Source organism: Mucilaginibacter sp. P2_D11, assembly GCF_056404435.1.
Window position 1 is genome coordinate 1 of record NZ_JBFUEA010000014.1, and the last position, 14619, is coordinate 14619.

The following is a 14619-nucleotide window of genomic DNA, read 5'->3' on the forward strand; positions in this document are numbered from 1 at the left end:
AACGTATCTCACCTGGTTTCCCTTAATCAAAATGGACTGCAGGTTATGTTATATATGACATTGATAACCAGTATGCTGGTGTTGATCTACAAAAAAGGGAATAAACAGGGCTATAAAACTTCCAAAAGACGATTTGCTATGGAAGTCAGAGACTTGGCAATCGCTCTGATCGTTATACAATGCGGCGGTGATCCAGGCCTCTTTTTTAAAACATAAAAAATGGCCGGAATTTCTTCCGACCATTCGTGCGTAAAACGGAGCCTTTTCAAATATTATCGTGGTGTTGCTTTATACCGAGAAACTTTCGCCGCAACCGCAGGTGCGTGTTGCATTAGGGTTGTGGAAGTTGAAGCCTTTGCCGTTTAAACCGTCGCTGAAATCAAGCTCGGTACCGGCAAGGTACAGGAATGATTTCATATCCAGCGCAAAACGCACGCCGCGGTCTTCGAAGAACTGATCGCCCTTTTTTTCCTCGTTATCAAAATCGAGGTTGTATGATAACCCCGAGCAGCCACCACCTTGTACAGACACGCGCAGGAAGTAAGAGGCATCGAGCCCGCTATCCTGCATCAGGTTGTCTATTTTAGCTTTTGCTTTATCTGTTACAGTAACCATAGTAGTAGAATCAAGATTTTAAGAGTCAAGAATCAAGAAGAAAAACACAAATCGTCTTGCTTCCTGGTTCTCAATGTCTTGCATCTAATTAGTGATGTGATTTTTCGAGCACTATTGGCTCCATTCCGTTTTTCACGCGGAAATCGTTAATGGCTGCTTTAATCGCATCTTCTGCCAAAACAGAGCAGTGGATTTTAACCGGTGGAAGGGCAAGCTCTTCTACGATATCCATATTGTCTATCTTCATGGCATCATCTACGCTTTTGCCTTTAAGCCACTCGGTAGCTAAAGATGAAGAAGCAATAGCCGAACCACAGCCAAATGTTTTGAATTTTGCATCGGTGATGATGTTGTTTTCATCAACCTGTATTTGTAAACGCATTACGTCGCCGCACTCGGGCGCACCAACTAAGCCGGTACCCACTTTGTGGCTGCTTTTATCAAGCGTACCCACGTTGCGGGGGTTAGTGTAATGGTCGATAACTTTATCTGAATAAGCCATATCCTTAAATATTAAGTCGTAAGTTATAAGTTCTGAGTCCGGTAAATCCTAAACTCTAATTTCTAAATCCTAAAAGTTTAAACCCTAAAATCTAAACCTCAAATTCTAAATATCCGCGCATTCTTCATCTGCATATCTGCAAATTTGAAATCTGCACATCTAATTAGTGTTCTGCCCACTCAATCGAGTCCAGGTCGATACCCTCTTTAAACATCTCCCAAAGCGGCGACATGTTACGCAGGTTGGTAACCGCTGTTTTGGTTACTTCAACTGCGTAATCAACTTCTTCTTCGGTAGTGAAACGGCCAAGGCCGAAACGGATAGAAGAGTGCGCCAAATCATCCGACAAGCCAAGGCTTTTCAGCACGTATGATGGCTCTAACGAGGCCGAAGTACAGGCAGAACCAGAAGATACTGCAAGGTCTTTCATCGCCATCATCAAGCCTTCGCCTTCTACGTATTTAAACGAGATGTTGGCTACATGTGGTAAACGGTGCTCAATGTTGCCGTTTACGTAGCTTTCTTCCAGCACGGTTAAGGCGCTTTCCAGTTTATCGCGCAGGGCAGATAAACGGATCGCTTCGCTTTCCATTTCCTGGCCGGCAATCTCGCAAGCTTTACCTAAACCAACAATACCCGGTACATTAAGTGTGCCGGAACGCATACCACGCTCGTGACCACCACCGTCCATCTGGGCGGTAACTTTAACCCTTGGTCCTTTACGGCGTACGTATAATGCGCCAACGCCTTTGGGGCCGTACATTTTATGTGCCGATAAAGCCAGCAGGTCGATGCCATCGGCATTTACGTCTACCGGTATTTTACCAACTGCTTGGGTAGCATCTGTCATAAACAGCGCACCGTATTTGTGGGCAATTGCTGCAATTTCTTTAACGGGCTGTATGACACCAATCTCGTTGTTACCATACATGATAGATACCAAAATGGTTTCTTTGGTCATGGCAGCTTCTAATACTTCAAGATCTACCAGGCCGTCTTCTTTAACCGGAAGGTAAGTAACCCTGCCGCCAAGCTTTTCAACGTGCTTGCAGGCATCCAGTATCGCTTTATGCTCGGTAACCGCAGTAATGATGTGGTTGCCTTTCTCTTTGTACATTTCAAACACGCCTTTGATAGCCAGGTTGTCTGATTCGGTTGCGCCCGAAGTGAAGATGATTTCTTTTTCTGAAGCGCCTATCAGCTTGGCTACCTGCTCGCGTGCGTAATCAACGCCTTCCTCTGCAACCCAGCCAAAAGGATGGTTACGGCTTGCCGCATTGCCAAATTTTTGGGTAAAGTAGGGCAGCATGGCTTCCAGCACCCGGGGGTCCATTGGCGTGGTAGCGTTGTTATCTAAATAAATTGGGATGTTCATGGTCAATAATTAACAATACAAATATAGGCAAACTTTTACTTTAATACTTTGCATGCCCTGTAAATTGCATTTTGGTGCCAATAATTTACAATATTTGGACATGAACAAGATAGAGCACATCGGCATAGCGGTAAAAGATATGCAGGCAGCCAAAAGTATATACGAGCTGTTGCTGAATACCGTTGTCTACAAAACCGAAGAAGTGCCATCAGAAGGGGTAAATACCGCCTTTTTGCAAAGCGGGCCCAATAAAATAGAACTGCTGGAAGCAACCTCCGCCGACAGCCCTATAGCCAAATTTCTGGAGAAGAAAGGCGAAGGGATACACCACATAGCCTTTGATGTGCCTGATATAGAAGCCGAGATTGCCCGCTTGAAAGCCGCGGGTTTTGTATTGCTGAACGATGTGCCAAAAAAAGGGGCTGATAATAAGCTGGTTTGTTTTGTACATCCGAAGAGTGCGGGTGGAGTGTTGGTGGAACTTTGCCAGGAGGCCCGAGCCCCCGAGCCCCCTGAAGGAGGAGCAGAAGTTTGAAATCTTCTTTAAATGACCACAACAGATATTTATTATGAAACATCTCTTAGTGTTAATTTCGATTGTGTTTGTCGCATGTTCTGTTACAAAGAATAATTATACCGCTAATTTAGCTCAGTATGACGGTTATACGGTTTATAAAATAGATTCAGTTAAAACGGTCTATTTCATTTATGCTAAAGACAAAAACAACCAGGTTTATAAAATATTATCATCCAAAGACGATGAGGCCAATGGCGAGGTGATTAGACTAAATAAAGCTTATTCGTTTGTGTTAGAGACTCTTTGGACGATGAAAAATGAACTCGTTACCGGCACCTATTTTCATGATGTTCCGGTATCGGTCGAGGGTTCGGGGCGGAGTTTATATACCGCGCATAACATTCGTGGATTGAAATTTATCCGAGAATTTTGACCGGGAACGGTCGCTTAATAATCGAACCCTGCCATATAAGGCCATTAAATAATTAAATCAGCTGTTCATCCCGCAATAGCGATAGCAGCGGATACAGGCCATCGTGGCTAAGGCTCGTGCAGTATGAGCGTATAGCGTGGCCCGAAGGGATTGCCATTATCAGCATAACGTTCAATGCTATAAAAATCTTAGTAAATAACATTCCCCTCAACAAAACGTATTATAGCAGCGTTGCAGAAATAGAACATTCGGATTATAGCTATTAATGTATTTTGTACATCCAATTATTTGCAGCCTACCCAAGTTTTTACGAATGGGAATCAAACATTATATAATGCGCGTAGTTGCGGTTGTATTGGCGGTATCATTATTAATGACGTGTGCCAAAAGGGTTTATAAGAAAGAAACGGGGGGTGTTACGCCGGGTAAGACTGCCCGGGTATGGGGTAAGCCCGATGAAACCGTTGTTGCCTGCACCTATACCGTTAAACCTTCTGAATGGTTTGTGGATGGTGCCACTATACCCGCAGGGTCAACCATCTGTATTCCCGCTGGCACACGAGGCGCACTGTTGCTCAAAAATTTAAAAGGAACTGCAGCAAACCCAATTGTTATTGTAAATAAAGGTGGCAGGGTAACTTTTACTGAACCTGCTACCGCTTCTTACACCTTTAAAACACAAAACTGCCAATATTTTAAGGTAACAGGCAATGGCGACCCTTCTACCAAATATGGGTTTGTAGTTAATGGCGGCAACATCGGCATGACGATGGATGGCCTCAGCTCGGATTTTGAGATATCCAATGTGGAAGTGCGCAATAGCGCATTTGCCGGCATTATGGCAAAAACCGACCCAACCTGCGATGCAGCAACACAGCGCAGCCACTTCACTATGAGCAATGTACTTCTACACGATAATTATGTACACGGCACAGGTGGCGAAGGTTTTTATGTAGGTAATTCCTTTTATGCAAATGGGGTTTTGCTTGCCTGTGGCAGGGTTTTGCCACATAATGTAACCAACGTTAAGGTGTACAACAATATTGTTGATTCTACCGGCTGCGAAGGCATACAGGTTGGAAGCGCAACAGTTGGGGCCGAGATATATAACAATACGGTTAGGTGGCCAGGCTTAAAGCCTTTTGCCGCAGGGCAGGATAACGGTATACAAATAGGAGAGGGCACCGGTGGCAAGTGTTATAACAACCTGGTAAAAAATGCGCCGGGCAACGGCATTATTGTATTGGGGTTGGGCGATAACCTGTTATTTAATAACATCATCATTAACGCGGGTGCTCACGGCATTTTTGCGGATTCGAGGTACACCCCGGGTCCATATTTCCAGTTTATCAATAACACTATTATTTCGCCGGGGAAGGATGGCATCAAGTTGAATTCTGAAACTATTCCCATGAATACCGTTATTAATAACGTGATCATTATAACCGGCGCGGGTACATCCATCAATAGGGTAAGCAAGCTTGTTAAACTTACCTCGTTAAATAATTATACCGGCAAAAATATAAACGACTGCAAGTTTGTGGATTACAGCGCCGGCGATTACCACCTGCAGTCTACATCGCCACTGATAAATGCAGGAGCAGACGTGTTGTTGTTTGGTATAAGCGTCGATTTTTTTGGCAATACGCGGCCCTTTGCCAATGCTGTTGATATTGGCGCAACCGAGTATCAATAAAAAGATTTTTACTGCGCCGTAGTTACCGCAGGCCTGACCACTTCTGAGCCTGTTATGCCATCCCTGCCGCATTCCCAAAAGCCGGTTAGCTTTTGAATCTGCTATCCCTTTTGTGTGCAAATTCAACCTTAGCTAAAATTTATTTTTTTCTGGCCTTGCTACCGGCGCGTTTTTTTAACACGCACGAAAAAAGAGCAAACCATTTTGCAAATGCTACCGTATAAAACGGTGTTAGAGCTATTAGTTGTAATAGCTATTCAGTTTTTTTACCTCTACTTAATACTGCAAATGAAGATTAAACACCGCATTGTGCGCCTGATGGTGGCCGCATTGATCGTACCATTTTTTACCATGTGTACAAAAAAAGCCAACCTTATTGAAAAAACCGGTGCTCCCAAAGCAAGGAATTTAACGGCTGTTGTGCAGCAGGGTATCGTTATTAATGGTACTTACACGGTGCAACCCGGCGAATGGTTTGTAGACGGTGCCAACATTCCTCCCGGCACCATAATCAGTATCCCTGCCGGAACGCGAGGCGCCCTGCTACTCAAAAATTTAACCGGAACGATAACCAGCCCAATTATAGTTGTAAATGAAGGGGGGCGAGTAACTTTTTCTACCGATATAACTGCTTCTTACGGTTTTAAAACGCAAAATTGCCGCTATTTTAAGGTGCTTGGCAATGGCGACCCTAACGTTAAGTATGGCTTTGATGTAAACGGCGGTAATATTGGCATGACGATGGACAATCTGAGCTCGGACTTTGAGATTGCCAACGTTGAGGTACGAAACAGTGGCTTTGCCGGTATTATGGCTAAAACCGACCCATCTTGCGATGAGGTTACCTGGCGTGGGCATTTTACAATGGACAATGTATCAATTCACGATAATTACGTGCATAAAACAGGTGGAGAAGGTTTATACATTGGCAATTCTTTTTACGCCCAGGGGAGGCAGCTTGCCTGCGGTACGGTTCTGCCGCATGATGTGCTGAACCTGAAGGTATTTAATAATCTTACAGATTCTACCGGTTGTGAAGGCATACAGGTTGGCAGCGCCACCTTAAACTGCGAGGTCTATCAGAATACGGTAACATCACCCGGGTTATCGCCTTTTGCCAGCGGGCAAAACAACGGCATACAAATAGGAGAAGGTACCGGCGGTACATGCTACCGCAACCTTGTTAAAAACGCGCCCGGAAATGGCATTATTGTTTTGGGGCTTGGCGATAATGTGGTTTACGATAACATTATTATTAATACCGGGGCCCATGGCATATTTGCAGATTCGCGATACACTCCCGGGCCGCATTTTGAATTTATCAGCAATACCATCATTAATCCGGGGGTGTATGGTATCAGGCTGAACTCCGAAAGCATCCCGATGAATACGGTTATTAATAACCTTTTTGTTTTGCCCATAGCAGGCAACGCCATAAACCGGATGAATACTAATGTAAAACTAACTGCCTCTAACAATTATATCACCAGCAGCGTAAGCCTGGTGAAGTTTAAAAGTTTTGGTGCGGATGATTTTCATTTAACTTCGAGGTCGCCGGTTATCAACAAAGGAATGATTGTGTTACAATATGGGGTAAGTGTAGACTATTATGGCAAAGTACGCCCAACCTCCGGTTCTGTTGATATTGGGGCTACAGAGTATTAGGGCAAACATTAGTAGCCAAATACTATCTATCCACAGCTGTTAAAAACTTTTTAAAATAGGCTTTCAAGTTTTAAATTAATTCGTTACATTTGCACCTCTTTTATAAGAAGTATTAATAGCAATGAAAAAAGATCTGCATCCATCAAACTATAGGTTAGTTGTTTTCAAAGACATGTCTAACGACTATTCTTTCATAACCAAATCATGCATCGACAGCCGCGAAACCGTAAAATGGGAAGATGGCAATGAGTATCCGCTGATTAAATTAGAAATTTCCCACACTTCGCACCCGTTCTACACAGGTAAGATGAAGTTAGTTGACACTGCCGGACGTATAGACAAGTTCCGCAGCCGTTACAACAAAAAATAAGTGTTTTTTAATAAAATATTTACAAGTTCCCCGCATAGCGGGGGACTTTTTTTATTTTTGGCCCATGGCAATCATTCTCTTCGACGATAAGGCCCGCAATACGTTGCTGCCCTTAACATTCACCCGCCCGGTTGCCGATCTGCGCATAGGTATCCTTACCATTGCCGAAAAATGGGGCAAATACCTGCATCAGGATTATTCCTTCCATACCGAAACATACCTGCAGGGCAAGTTTCCGATGGTTACTGATGGCGATAATTTGTTCATCAATGGCTCGGTATGCCCCGATGCGGAACTGGTGGCCATCATAAGCGAATTACAGACAGGGGAGGCTATTGCGCTTGATGATATATTGCTTGCCGTACGCCTCAACATAGCCGAAGCCAAAAGCTTCTCGCCGGAGATTTACTGGCCTGCGGCGCTGAAATACGACAGAGATGTGACCCGCATCGTGTTCCCCGAGCATATATTCAAAAAGAACGATGCCGAGCTTCGCAAAGATTTTGCCCTGCTTACCGATGGCCGCGCCAGCGCCGCCATCAGCAGTACAAATACCATCATAGGTGATGCTTTTTTTGCGGAAGAAGGCGCATCCGCCGAATGTTGCACCTTTAGCACACTCAACGGCCCAATTTATTTATCTGCCAATTCCGAAATTTGGGAGGGTACCAACATACGTGGCCCTTTTGCTATAGGCGAGCATTCGCAGATTAAAATGGGTACCAAGATATATGGAGCTACAACGATTGGCCCGTATTGCCGCATCGGCGGAGAGGTTAATAACGCCGTGGTTTGGGGCTACTCTAACAAGGGCCACGAGGGCTACCTGGGCAACGCCGTAATAGGCGAGTGGTGCAACCTGGGAGCCGATACCAACAACTCCAACCTCAAAAATAACTACTCGGAAGTAAAGCTTTGGGATTATACCAGCCAAACTTACCGCGATACAGGCCTTCAGTTTTGCGGACTGATTATGGCCGACCATGCCAAAAGCGGTATCAACACCATGTTTAATACCGGCACGGTAGTGGGCGTTAATGCCAACGTTTTTGATGCGGGCTACCCGCCAAAGTACATACCGGATTTTAGCTGGGGCGGTGCAAATGGCTTTGAAGAATACGCTTACGATAAGATGATGGAAACCACGGCACGCGTATTTGCCCGCCGGGAACACCGCATCTTTGATGAAGCGGAGCAAGCTATTTTAACGGAGGTTTTCGAGTTGACAAAACCTTACAGGGAGTTTTAAAAGAGTAATTGATTAAACAGCTTAGGCGATGTATGGCCTGCTTGCATTTAATCGGTGTAACCATAATAATCAAAACAAAATCATAATAAAATACAACAATGAGAAAGAAAATTGTAGCCGGAAACTGGAAAATGAACCTTGATTACAGTGAAGGCCTGGCCTTGTTTTCTGAAGTGGTAAACATGGTTAAGGATGAGGCAACCGGCAACCAGCAGGTGGTGGTATGCAGCCCTTACATTCATTTACACAGCCTGGCAGCTTTGGCAAACGGCTATACTAACGTAGCTATAGGCGCGCAGAACGCCCACCAGGCAGATGCCGGCGCTTACACCGGCGAAATATCTGCAAAGCAGGTAAAATCTACAGGTGCAGCGTATGTTATCCTGGGCCACTCGGAGCGCCGCCAGTACTTTGGCGAGAGCAACGAATTGCTCGCCAAAAAAACCGATTCGGCTTTGAAGAATGGCTTAATACCCATCTTTTGCATCGGCGAAACTTTGGCCGAGCGCGAAGCTAACACCCATTTCGATATCATCAAAAGCCAATTGGCCGAAGGCGTTTTCCATTTAGATGCAGAAGCCTTTGGTACTATCGTTTTAGCTTACGAGCCGGTTTGGGCCATAGGCACGGGCGTAACCGCAACTTCTGCCCAGGCACAAGAGATACACGCATTTATACGCGCAGAGCTTGCAGCTAAATACAGCCAGGAAGTGGCCGATGCTACTACCATATTATACGGCGGCAGCTGCAACGCAAAAAACGCAGCCGAACTATTTGCCTGTGCAGATATCGACGGTGGCCTTATCGGCGGTGCTTCCCTGAAATCGCGCGACTTTACCGATATCGTAAAAGCGTTTAACTAATTAGATATGAGATATTAGATGTGAGATTTGAGACCGAATCCAGTCCTGATCTCACATCTCACATCTCAATACTCAAATCTACTTCTATGGACTACTACGAACTCCTTTTTACCACTATAACCACCGAAGATTACCAGCAAGATTTGCTGATAGGCGCCCTGGGCGAAATAGGTTTCGATACTTTTGAGGAAGTAGATTTGGGCTTTAAAGCCTACATTCCGGTGGATGATTTTAATCAGGAAGTTCTTGATAATCAGCTGGCTGCTTATCGGGAAATGTTTACTTTCAGCTACGATATTACCCTCATCCCGCAGAAGAACTGGAACGAGGTTTGGGAAAGCAATTTCGAACCAATAGAGGTGAGTGGACAGGTATTCGTGCGGGCAACTTTCCATCAGCCGAAACCCGAGTTTAAGTACGAAATCGTTATCGACCCAAAGATGGCTTTTGGCACGGGCCACCACCAAACCACCGCCATGATGATGCAGCTGATGTTGGAGAACGATTTCGCAGGGAAAAAGGTGCTAGATATGGGCTGCGGCACAGGTATTTTGGCTATCCTGGCATCTAAATTAGGCGCGGCTGAATTAACCGCAATTGACTATGATATAGTTTGTTATGAAAGTACTATCGAAAATTCGGCACTCAATAATATCGATAATATTGTCGCCCTATGCGGTTCAAAAGAGGTTATTCCCAATGAGCAATACGATACCATTCTGGCCAATATCAACCGCAATATCCTGCTGGATCAGATGGCTACTTACGACCGGGCATTGAAGCCTGGCGGCGAGATATACTTCAGCGGTTTTTACGAATCGCCTGACCTGGATATCATCACCGATGAGGCCCGTAAGTACGGACTAAAGTACATCATCCACAAAAAAGATAAAGACTGGGTGGCCGCAAAATTTGTGAGCTAATAGCGTAAAATGGCCAAAATTACCTGCGAAAATTTCCGTGTTTTTATCAAAATAGACCAAAAAAAGGTCGGTTTTTTCGATTTCATCCATGGAAAATGCGTCTACTTTTTACTGCCATAGTAATCATATATAAATAGTACGCTCAAGCATGATATCTATACAACAAATAAGAATATATCAGCGATTTGGTGGCGATGCCGACGGGTTGGCCCTAATAGGTACTAAGGATGAAAAGAGGGCAATCAATGGAAATGACTGGGCTTTGATTACAGATATGGTTCAGGATATTTCCCTTGTAAATGAAGGGTTAGGATCTGCAAATTATAAAGCCAAATTGTTGAAGAAATTAAAAAGCAATTGCGGCGACGACGAAGTTATAACGCAATTGTACCAAATGGCCGAAAAGCAAATTAGGGCGCAGACAGAACCGCGCCCTCAGAAGGTTGGGATTTGGAAATCAATTCTATCGATTTTCCAAAAGCGTTAGTAGCCCAGGGTAAACCTGTTCTTCACAAACCGGTTATTTTCCAATTCATCAAAAATGGCGACGGCCAGGTCTGCTACCGAAATATCATTTTTGCCATGCTCATCAAACACCGGGTTCTCGGTACCAAGGCGGAAGGTTCCGGTGCGCTCGCCTGGGTGCAGGTTGATGGCCGGGCTCAGAAAGGTCCAATCCAATTCTTCTTCTTTGCGCAGGGCAGTGAGGTAATCGCGGGCGGCAGAAGCACCGGCATAATACTCTTTCGGGAACTGCGGAGAATCTACCAACTGGTGCTCGCCAATGTATAAGCTGCCTGCGCCGCCAACGGTAAGGTAACGTTTAACACCTGCTTTTTTGGTGGCGGTTTGTATGCTATCGCAACCCTTTATAAAATCGTTGTACAGGTTGGGGTTAGTCCAGCCGGCGTTGAAGGTGTTGATAACGGCATCGTGGCCTGATAATACCGAAGCCAGGGCATCTGCATCATAAACATCTGCCGATACAGCCGTTACGGCAGCTGCTTTTTCCACTTTCGAGCTATCGCGTACTATGGCGGTAACCTGGTACCCGCGTGCTATTGCTTCTGCTACTACTGCGCTGCCTACAAAGCCCGTTGCGCCTACTATTGCTACTTTCATTGTTTTTGTTTGTTTAATTGTAATTAAATATGTTACAGTTTTGTTCAAATTTTTTTAGTTGAATTTTGCCACGAATACCTTTAAATCCGTGTCGCCAAGCTTTTGCATCAATGCTTTATCCACATCTACATATAAATCATTAATGTGCTGGTTTATCTGTTTACCGATGTGGCAGGCAGGATTGGGCTGGTTTTTAGCCTGGCCCAAAATAGCCTCGGGCTTTACGGTATCGTATATCTGGGCAAGGGTAATCTGTGCTGCAGGGCGTGCCAAAGCGTAGCCGCCGTTTTTACCGGCCTGGCTGCTCACCAGTTTGTGTTTGATGAGGCTGCTAAGCTCCTTACGCACCAACACGGCGTTTACATTGATGCTGCCAGCCATGTATTCAGACGATAACACATCGCCATCTGCGCTGCAAAGCAAGGTCATGATGTGTAGTGCTATGGGGAACCGTCCGTTCATTTTTAATATGTAATAATTTTTATTACATTACAAATGTAAATATGTTTCCTAATAAATCAATATCTTTAGCGTAGCCAATATAAAAAATGAACAGGGCCTGACAATGCAGCCTGGAGCATTATCGAATTTGTATAGTATTTAATTTAGGCCAAAAATGGCCGGGAACTATTAATTATACCGATATGAAAACTTACCTTGTTCCTATTGACTTCTCCGAAGCCGCTTTCAACGCCGCTGATTTTGCCGCTCATCTAAGCAAACAAACCGACGTAACGCGCATCATTTTGATGAACGCCTACTATATTTCGTCCTATGAAACCTTGCTGCCCGACCCCAACATGGTGATGCTGCGCGAAGAGGAAATTGAAGAGAACTCCGCCGACCGCCTCAAAGGGCTTGATAATTTAAAACAACACCTGCAAGGCGAAGTGCGTGACGGCGTTACCATAATTACCCGCTTAAACCGCACGCATTTGCTGCGCGCCGTGGTGGATACGGTGGCCGAGGAGCAAGCCGACCTGGTAATTTTAGGTAGTATTGGCAACAGCACCGTGCGCGAGAATAATGTGGGGATTGGCAGCCATGTAATCAAAATATCCAAGGCTTGCCCGGTGCCTGTAATAGTAGTGCAACCCGATTATCGTTACCAGCCTATAGATAAGGCGGTTGTAGCTTGCGATTTTAAACGTGTAAAAGAAAATGTGCCGACAGAGGCATTGCATAAATTGCTGACCAAGTATCCTGTAAAGCTGCTGGTGGTTAACGTAGATCCCAAAGGCAAACACGCCTACGCCAACCCGGAACAAATGGCCGAAGAAACAGCGCTGCACGCCATGCTTAAAGAGCTAAAGCCCGAATATCATTATATCTATCATCCGGAGGTGATACGCGGCGTGCTCGATTTTGCCGCTGAGCACAATGCCCAGATGGTTATTGCGCTGCCGCACACCTACAGTTTCCTGCAATCTATCCTACATGATAGTATTTCCAAGCAACTGGCCACCAGCTCATCCGTGCCGGTATTGTTGTTAAAGTAAATTCATTGTACTATATGTTACAATTTTGCCTTGCCGATTTGAAAAAGTGCATAGAATTGCATACATTTAACAGCTTAAATAATGGTTTTACAGGTGCAGTCCATGTATAAAAATATACTGTGCCCGTTGCTTGTAGAAAGCGTGTTGCAACCCCAAATTAATTTAAACGAGTTAATAAATAATTATTATAAATAATATTAGTAATTAGTTTATTATTCAAATTTTTTGTAACTTTATTAACTATTGAGAAACCCTTATCCTAATTAACCATATATGAAGACTCTTGGAAAAAAAATCCGGTTGTTGCGCCACCAAAAAGGCTGGAGCCAGGAAGAAGTAGCTAAGCGATTAGATATTTCTATCCCCGCATTTTCTAAAATTGAAACCGGAATTACCGATATCAACCTTTCGCGTTTAGAGCAGATTGCTGCCTTGTTCGAGATGTCGGTAGTGGCTTTGCTTACTTATAACGAAACCGAGCAAGACCAGAAAATTGCATCAGAGCTGGAGAGCGTAAACAAAAAACTGATGGACCGCGAAACTGAAGTGATTGATTTACAGAAGAAAGTAATTGAGCTTTTTGAAGAATTAAGGCACAAAAAGGTTACTGCTTAAATATTATAAAGCCCGGGACCCTCGTTCCGGGCTTAAAACTTGCAACGCATTGTTAGATGCCTTTTGCCAAATGTGGCGCCTACAGCCGCATGGATGGCTAGCATTTTCTCATTAAAATCGCCCACCCAGGAGAGCTCCAGTTCGTCGTATTGCTTCAGAGGCAACACATATTCTTTCAGTTTGATAAACAATGCCGACTCCAAACCATGGTTCTGGTACTTTTGCTTGGTGCCCATTACAATGGCCCGCATACGCGATACGCCCCGCCAGCGGCGATAAACAAATATCAGTTTGCCCAATAAGTTAAGTTTGCCATTAAGCGGCTTTATCATTTGGTTGGCATCGGGCAATATTACAATGAACGATGCCGGCTCATTGTTTACATAGGCGAACCATATCAGTTTTTCGTCCATTATCGCTTTCATCTTGCCGAAGCTTTCGATGATGGTAGCCTGATTTATCGGCACAAAGTTTTCGAAATCCTGCCAGCCATCGTTGTATATCTCTAAAAAATCGGCTGCGAAGCTATCAATTTCCGATACTTTAAGGTGTTTGAAACTATAGCCCGGTTTCTTGATCACCCAGTTGGCAATTTTGGTAAACCGTTCCGAAAATGGCTTACGTACATCCAGGTGGTTAGTAATCTGCTCGTATTGGGTAACAAAGCCATACGCTTCAAAAAAAGCGCGGTAATAGGGCAGGTGATAGTTCATGCCATAGGACGGCGGCGTAAAACCCTCTACCAGTAATCCCCAAAAGTTATCGTTCTCGCCAAAGTTGATTGGGCCATCCATTGCCTGCATGCCTTTGGCCTGCAGCCAGGCTTTGGCGGTATCGAATAGCAGGAAGGCGGCCTGCTTATCGTTTACGCATTCAAAAAAACCCATGCCGCCGGTTGGCTGTTCATAATTGTAGGCTTTCTTTTGGTTGATGAACGCCGCTACACGGCCAATTAAGGTGCCCGTATTATCCCTTAATATCCAGCGCGTTGCCTGCCCATGCGTGTGGAAGTTGTTTTTCGCCGGCTCGAAAACGGCTTCGATATCATTATCGAGCGGGCAAACCCAGTTGTTATCGTTTTCATAAATAATGCGCGCTACATCCAGGAACGCTTTTTTATCGGCCTTGCTGGTAACTTCGGTTAATTTCATCGGTATAGCAAACGGCCCTTTTAC

17 protein-coding genes and 1 pseudogene are annotated in these 14619 nt (G+C 44.7%); 12 read left to right on the forward strand and 6 right to left on the reverse strand.

Going from position 1 to position 14619, the window contains the following annotated elements; translation table 11 throughout:
* Positions 1 to 216, forward strand: a pseudogene (locus AC1DXC_RS20530) (IS4 family transposase); the annotation flags it as partial.
* Between the two features lie 72 nt (positions 217 to 288).
* Here the strand turns inward: AC1DXC_RS20530 and AC1DXC_RS20535 are convergent.
* The 3 genes from AC1DXC_RS20535 to AC1DXC_RS20545 all read right to left on the reverse strand — a co-directional run bounded on the left by AC1DXC_RS20535 (position 289) and on the right by AC1DXC_RS20545 (position 2492).
* Positions 289 to 615, reverse strand: coding sequence for a HesB/IscA family protein (locus AC1DXC_RS20535; protein WP_067059244.1), 327 nt, complete (start codon positions 613 to 615; stop codon positions 289 to 291).
* 88 nt (positions 616 to 703) lie between these two features.
* Positions 704 to 1117 (reverse strand): Fe-S cluster assembly scaffold IscU, encoded by a 414-nt coding sequence (iscU, locus tag AC1DXC_RS20540; RefSeq protein WP_128533183.1) that lies wholly within the window; start codon positions 1115 to 1117, stop codon positions 704 to 706.
* A gap of 163 nt (positions 1118 to 1280) precedes the next feature.
* A complete protein-coding gene (locus AC1DXC_RS20545; protein WP_477461058.1) occupies positions 1281 to 2492 on the reverse strand; it encodes an IscS subfamily cysteine desulfurase in 1212 nt (403 codons plus the stop codon).
* Positions 2493 to 2592: 100 nt separating this feature from the next.
* On the opposite strand from AC1DXC_RS20545, the gene mce reads away from it, so the two are divergent.
* From mce to AC1DXC_RS20590, 9 genes are all read left to right on the forward strand, one after another.
* Positions 2593 to 3027 (forward strand): methylmalonyl-CoA epimerase, encoded by a 435-nt coding sequence (gene mce / locus AC1DXC_RS20550; RefSeq protein WP_477461059.1) that lies wholly within the window; start codon positions 2593 to 2595, stop codon positions 3025 to 3027.
* A 34-nt stretch (positions 3028 to 3061) separates the two neighbouring features.
* Complete coding sequence (locus AC1DXC_RS20555; RefSeq protein WP_477461060.1) at positions 3062 to 3442, forward strand: hypothetical protein; 381 nt, start codon at positions 3062 to 3064, stop codon at positions 3440 to 3442.
* 334 nt (positions 3443 to 3776) lie between these two features.
* Entirely contained in the window at positions 3777 to 5138 is a 1362-nt protein-coding gene (locus AC1DXC_RS20560; RefSeq protein ID WP_477461061.1) for a right-handed parallel beta-helix repeat-containing protein, read from the forward strand.
* A 288-nt stretch (positions 5139 to 5426) separates the two neighbouring features.
* Entirely contained in the window at positions 5427 to 6803 is a 1377-nt protein-coding gene (locus AC1DXC_RS20565; protein ID WP_477461062.1) for a right-handed parallel beta-helix repeat-containing protein, read from the forward strand.
* Between the two features lie 121 nt (positions 6804 to 6924).
* On the forward strand, positions 6925 to 7173 hold the full coding sequence (locus tag AC1DXC_RS20570) for a type B 50S ribosomal protein L31 (protein ID WP_133236702.1): 249 nt from the start codon (positions 6925 to 6927) through the stop codon (positions 7171 to 7173).
* A gap of 64 nt (positions 7174 to 7237) precedes the next feature.
* Positions 7238 to 8422 carry a GlmU family protein gene (locus AC1DXC_RS20575; protein WP_477461063.1) on the forward strand — a complete coding sequence of 395 codons (1185 nt, stop codon included), beginning with the start codon at positions 7238 to 7240 and terminating at the stop codon, positions 8420 to 8422.
* Positions 8423 to 8520: 98 nt separating this feature from the next.
* The gene (gene tpiA / locus AC1DXC_RS20580) at positions 8521 to 9285 is read left to right on the forward strand and encodes a triose-phosphate isomerase (protein WP_477461064.1); all 765 of its coding nucleotides are present in this window, start codon (positions 8521 to 8523) and stop codon (positions 9283 to 9285) included.
* Between the two features lie 86 nt (positions 9286 to 9371).
* Entirely contained in the window at positions 9372 to 10208 is an 837-nt protein-coding gene (gene prmA / locus AC1DXC_RS20585) for a 50S ribosomal protein L11 methyltransferase (protein WP_477461065.1), read from the forward strand.
* A 148-nt stretch (positions 10209 to 10356) separates the two neighbouring features.
* Positions 10357 to 10695, forward strand: a complete 339-nt coding sequence (locus tag AC1DXC_RS20590) for a hypothetical protein (protein WP_477461066.1) — start codon at positions 10357 to 10359, stop codon at positions 10693 to 10695.
* Here AC1DXC_RS20590 and AC1DXC_RS20595 read toward each other — a convergent pair.
* Positions 10692 to 11330: an NAD(P)-dependent oxidoreductase gene (locus AC1DXC_RS20595; RefSeq protein ID WP_477461067.1), complete on the reverse strand. Its 639-nt coding sequence runs from the start codon at positions 11328 to 11330 to the stop codon at positions 10692 to 10694. The genes AC1DXC_RS20590 and AC1DXC_RS20595 overlap by 4 nt on opposite strands.
* A 54-nt stretch (positions 11331 to 11384) precedes the next feature.
* Positions 11385 to 11792, reverse strand: coding sequence for an Rrf2 family transcriptional regulator (locus AC1DXC_RS20600; protein ID WP_477461068.1), 408 nt, complete (start codon positions 11790 to 11792; stop codon positions 11385 to 11387).
* A gap of 182 nt (positions 11793 to 11974) precedes the next feature.
* Here AC1DXC_RS20600 and AC1DXC_RS20605 point away from each other — a divergent pair, with 182 nt between their 5' ends.
* Both AC1DXC_RS20605 and AC1DXC_RS20610 read left to right on the forward strand, forming a co-directional pair.
* A complete protein-coding gene (locus AC1DXC_RS20605) occupies positions 11975 to 12829 on the forward strand; it encodes a universal stress protein (protein WP_477461069.1) in 855 nt (284 codons plus the stop codon).
* A 273-nt stretch (positions 12830 to 13102) separates the two neighbouring features.
* Positions 13103 to 13444 (forward strand): helix-turn-helix domain-containing protein, encoded by a 342-nt coding sequence (locus AC1DXC_RS20610; protein WP_477461070.1) that lies wholly within the window; start codon positions 13103 to 13105, stop codon positions 13442 to 13444.
* Between the two features lie 32 nt (positions 13445 to 13476).
* Here the strand turns inward: AC1DXC_RS20610 and AC1DXC_RS20615 are convergent, their stop codons facing one another.
* Positions 13477 to 14595 carry a GNAT family N-acetyltransferase gene (locus AC1DXC_RS20615; RefSeq protein WP_477461071.1) on the reverse strand — a complete coding sequence of 373 codons (1119 nt, stop codon included), beginning with the start codon at positions 14593 to 14595 and terminating at the stop codon, positions 13477 to 13479.
* Between the last annotated feature and the right edge of the window lie 24 nt (positions 14596 to 14619).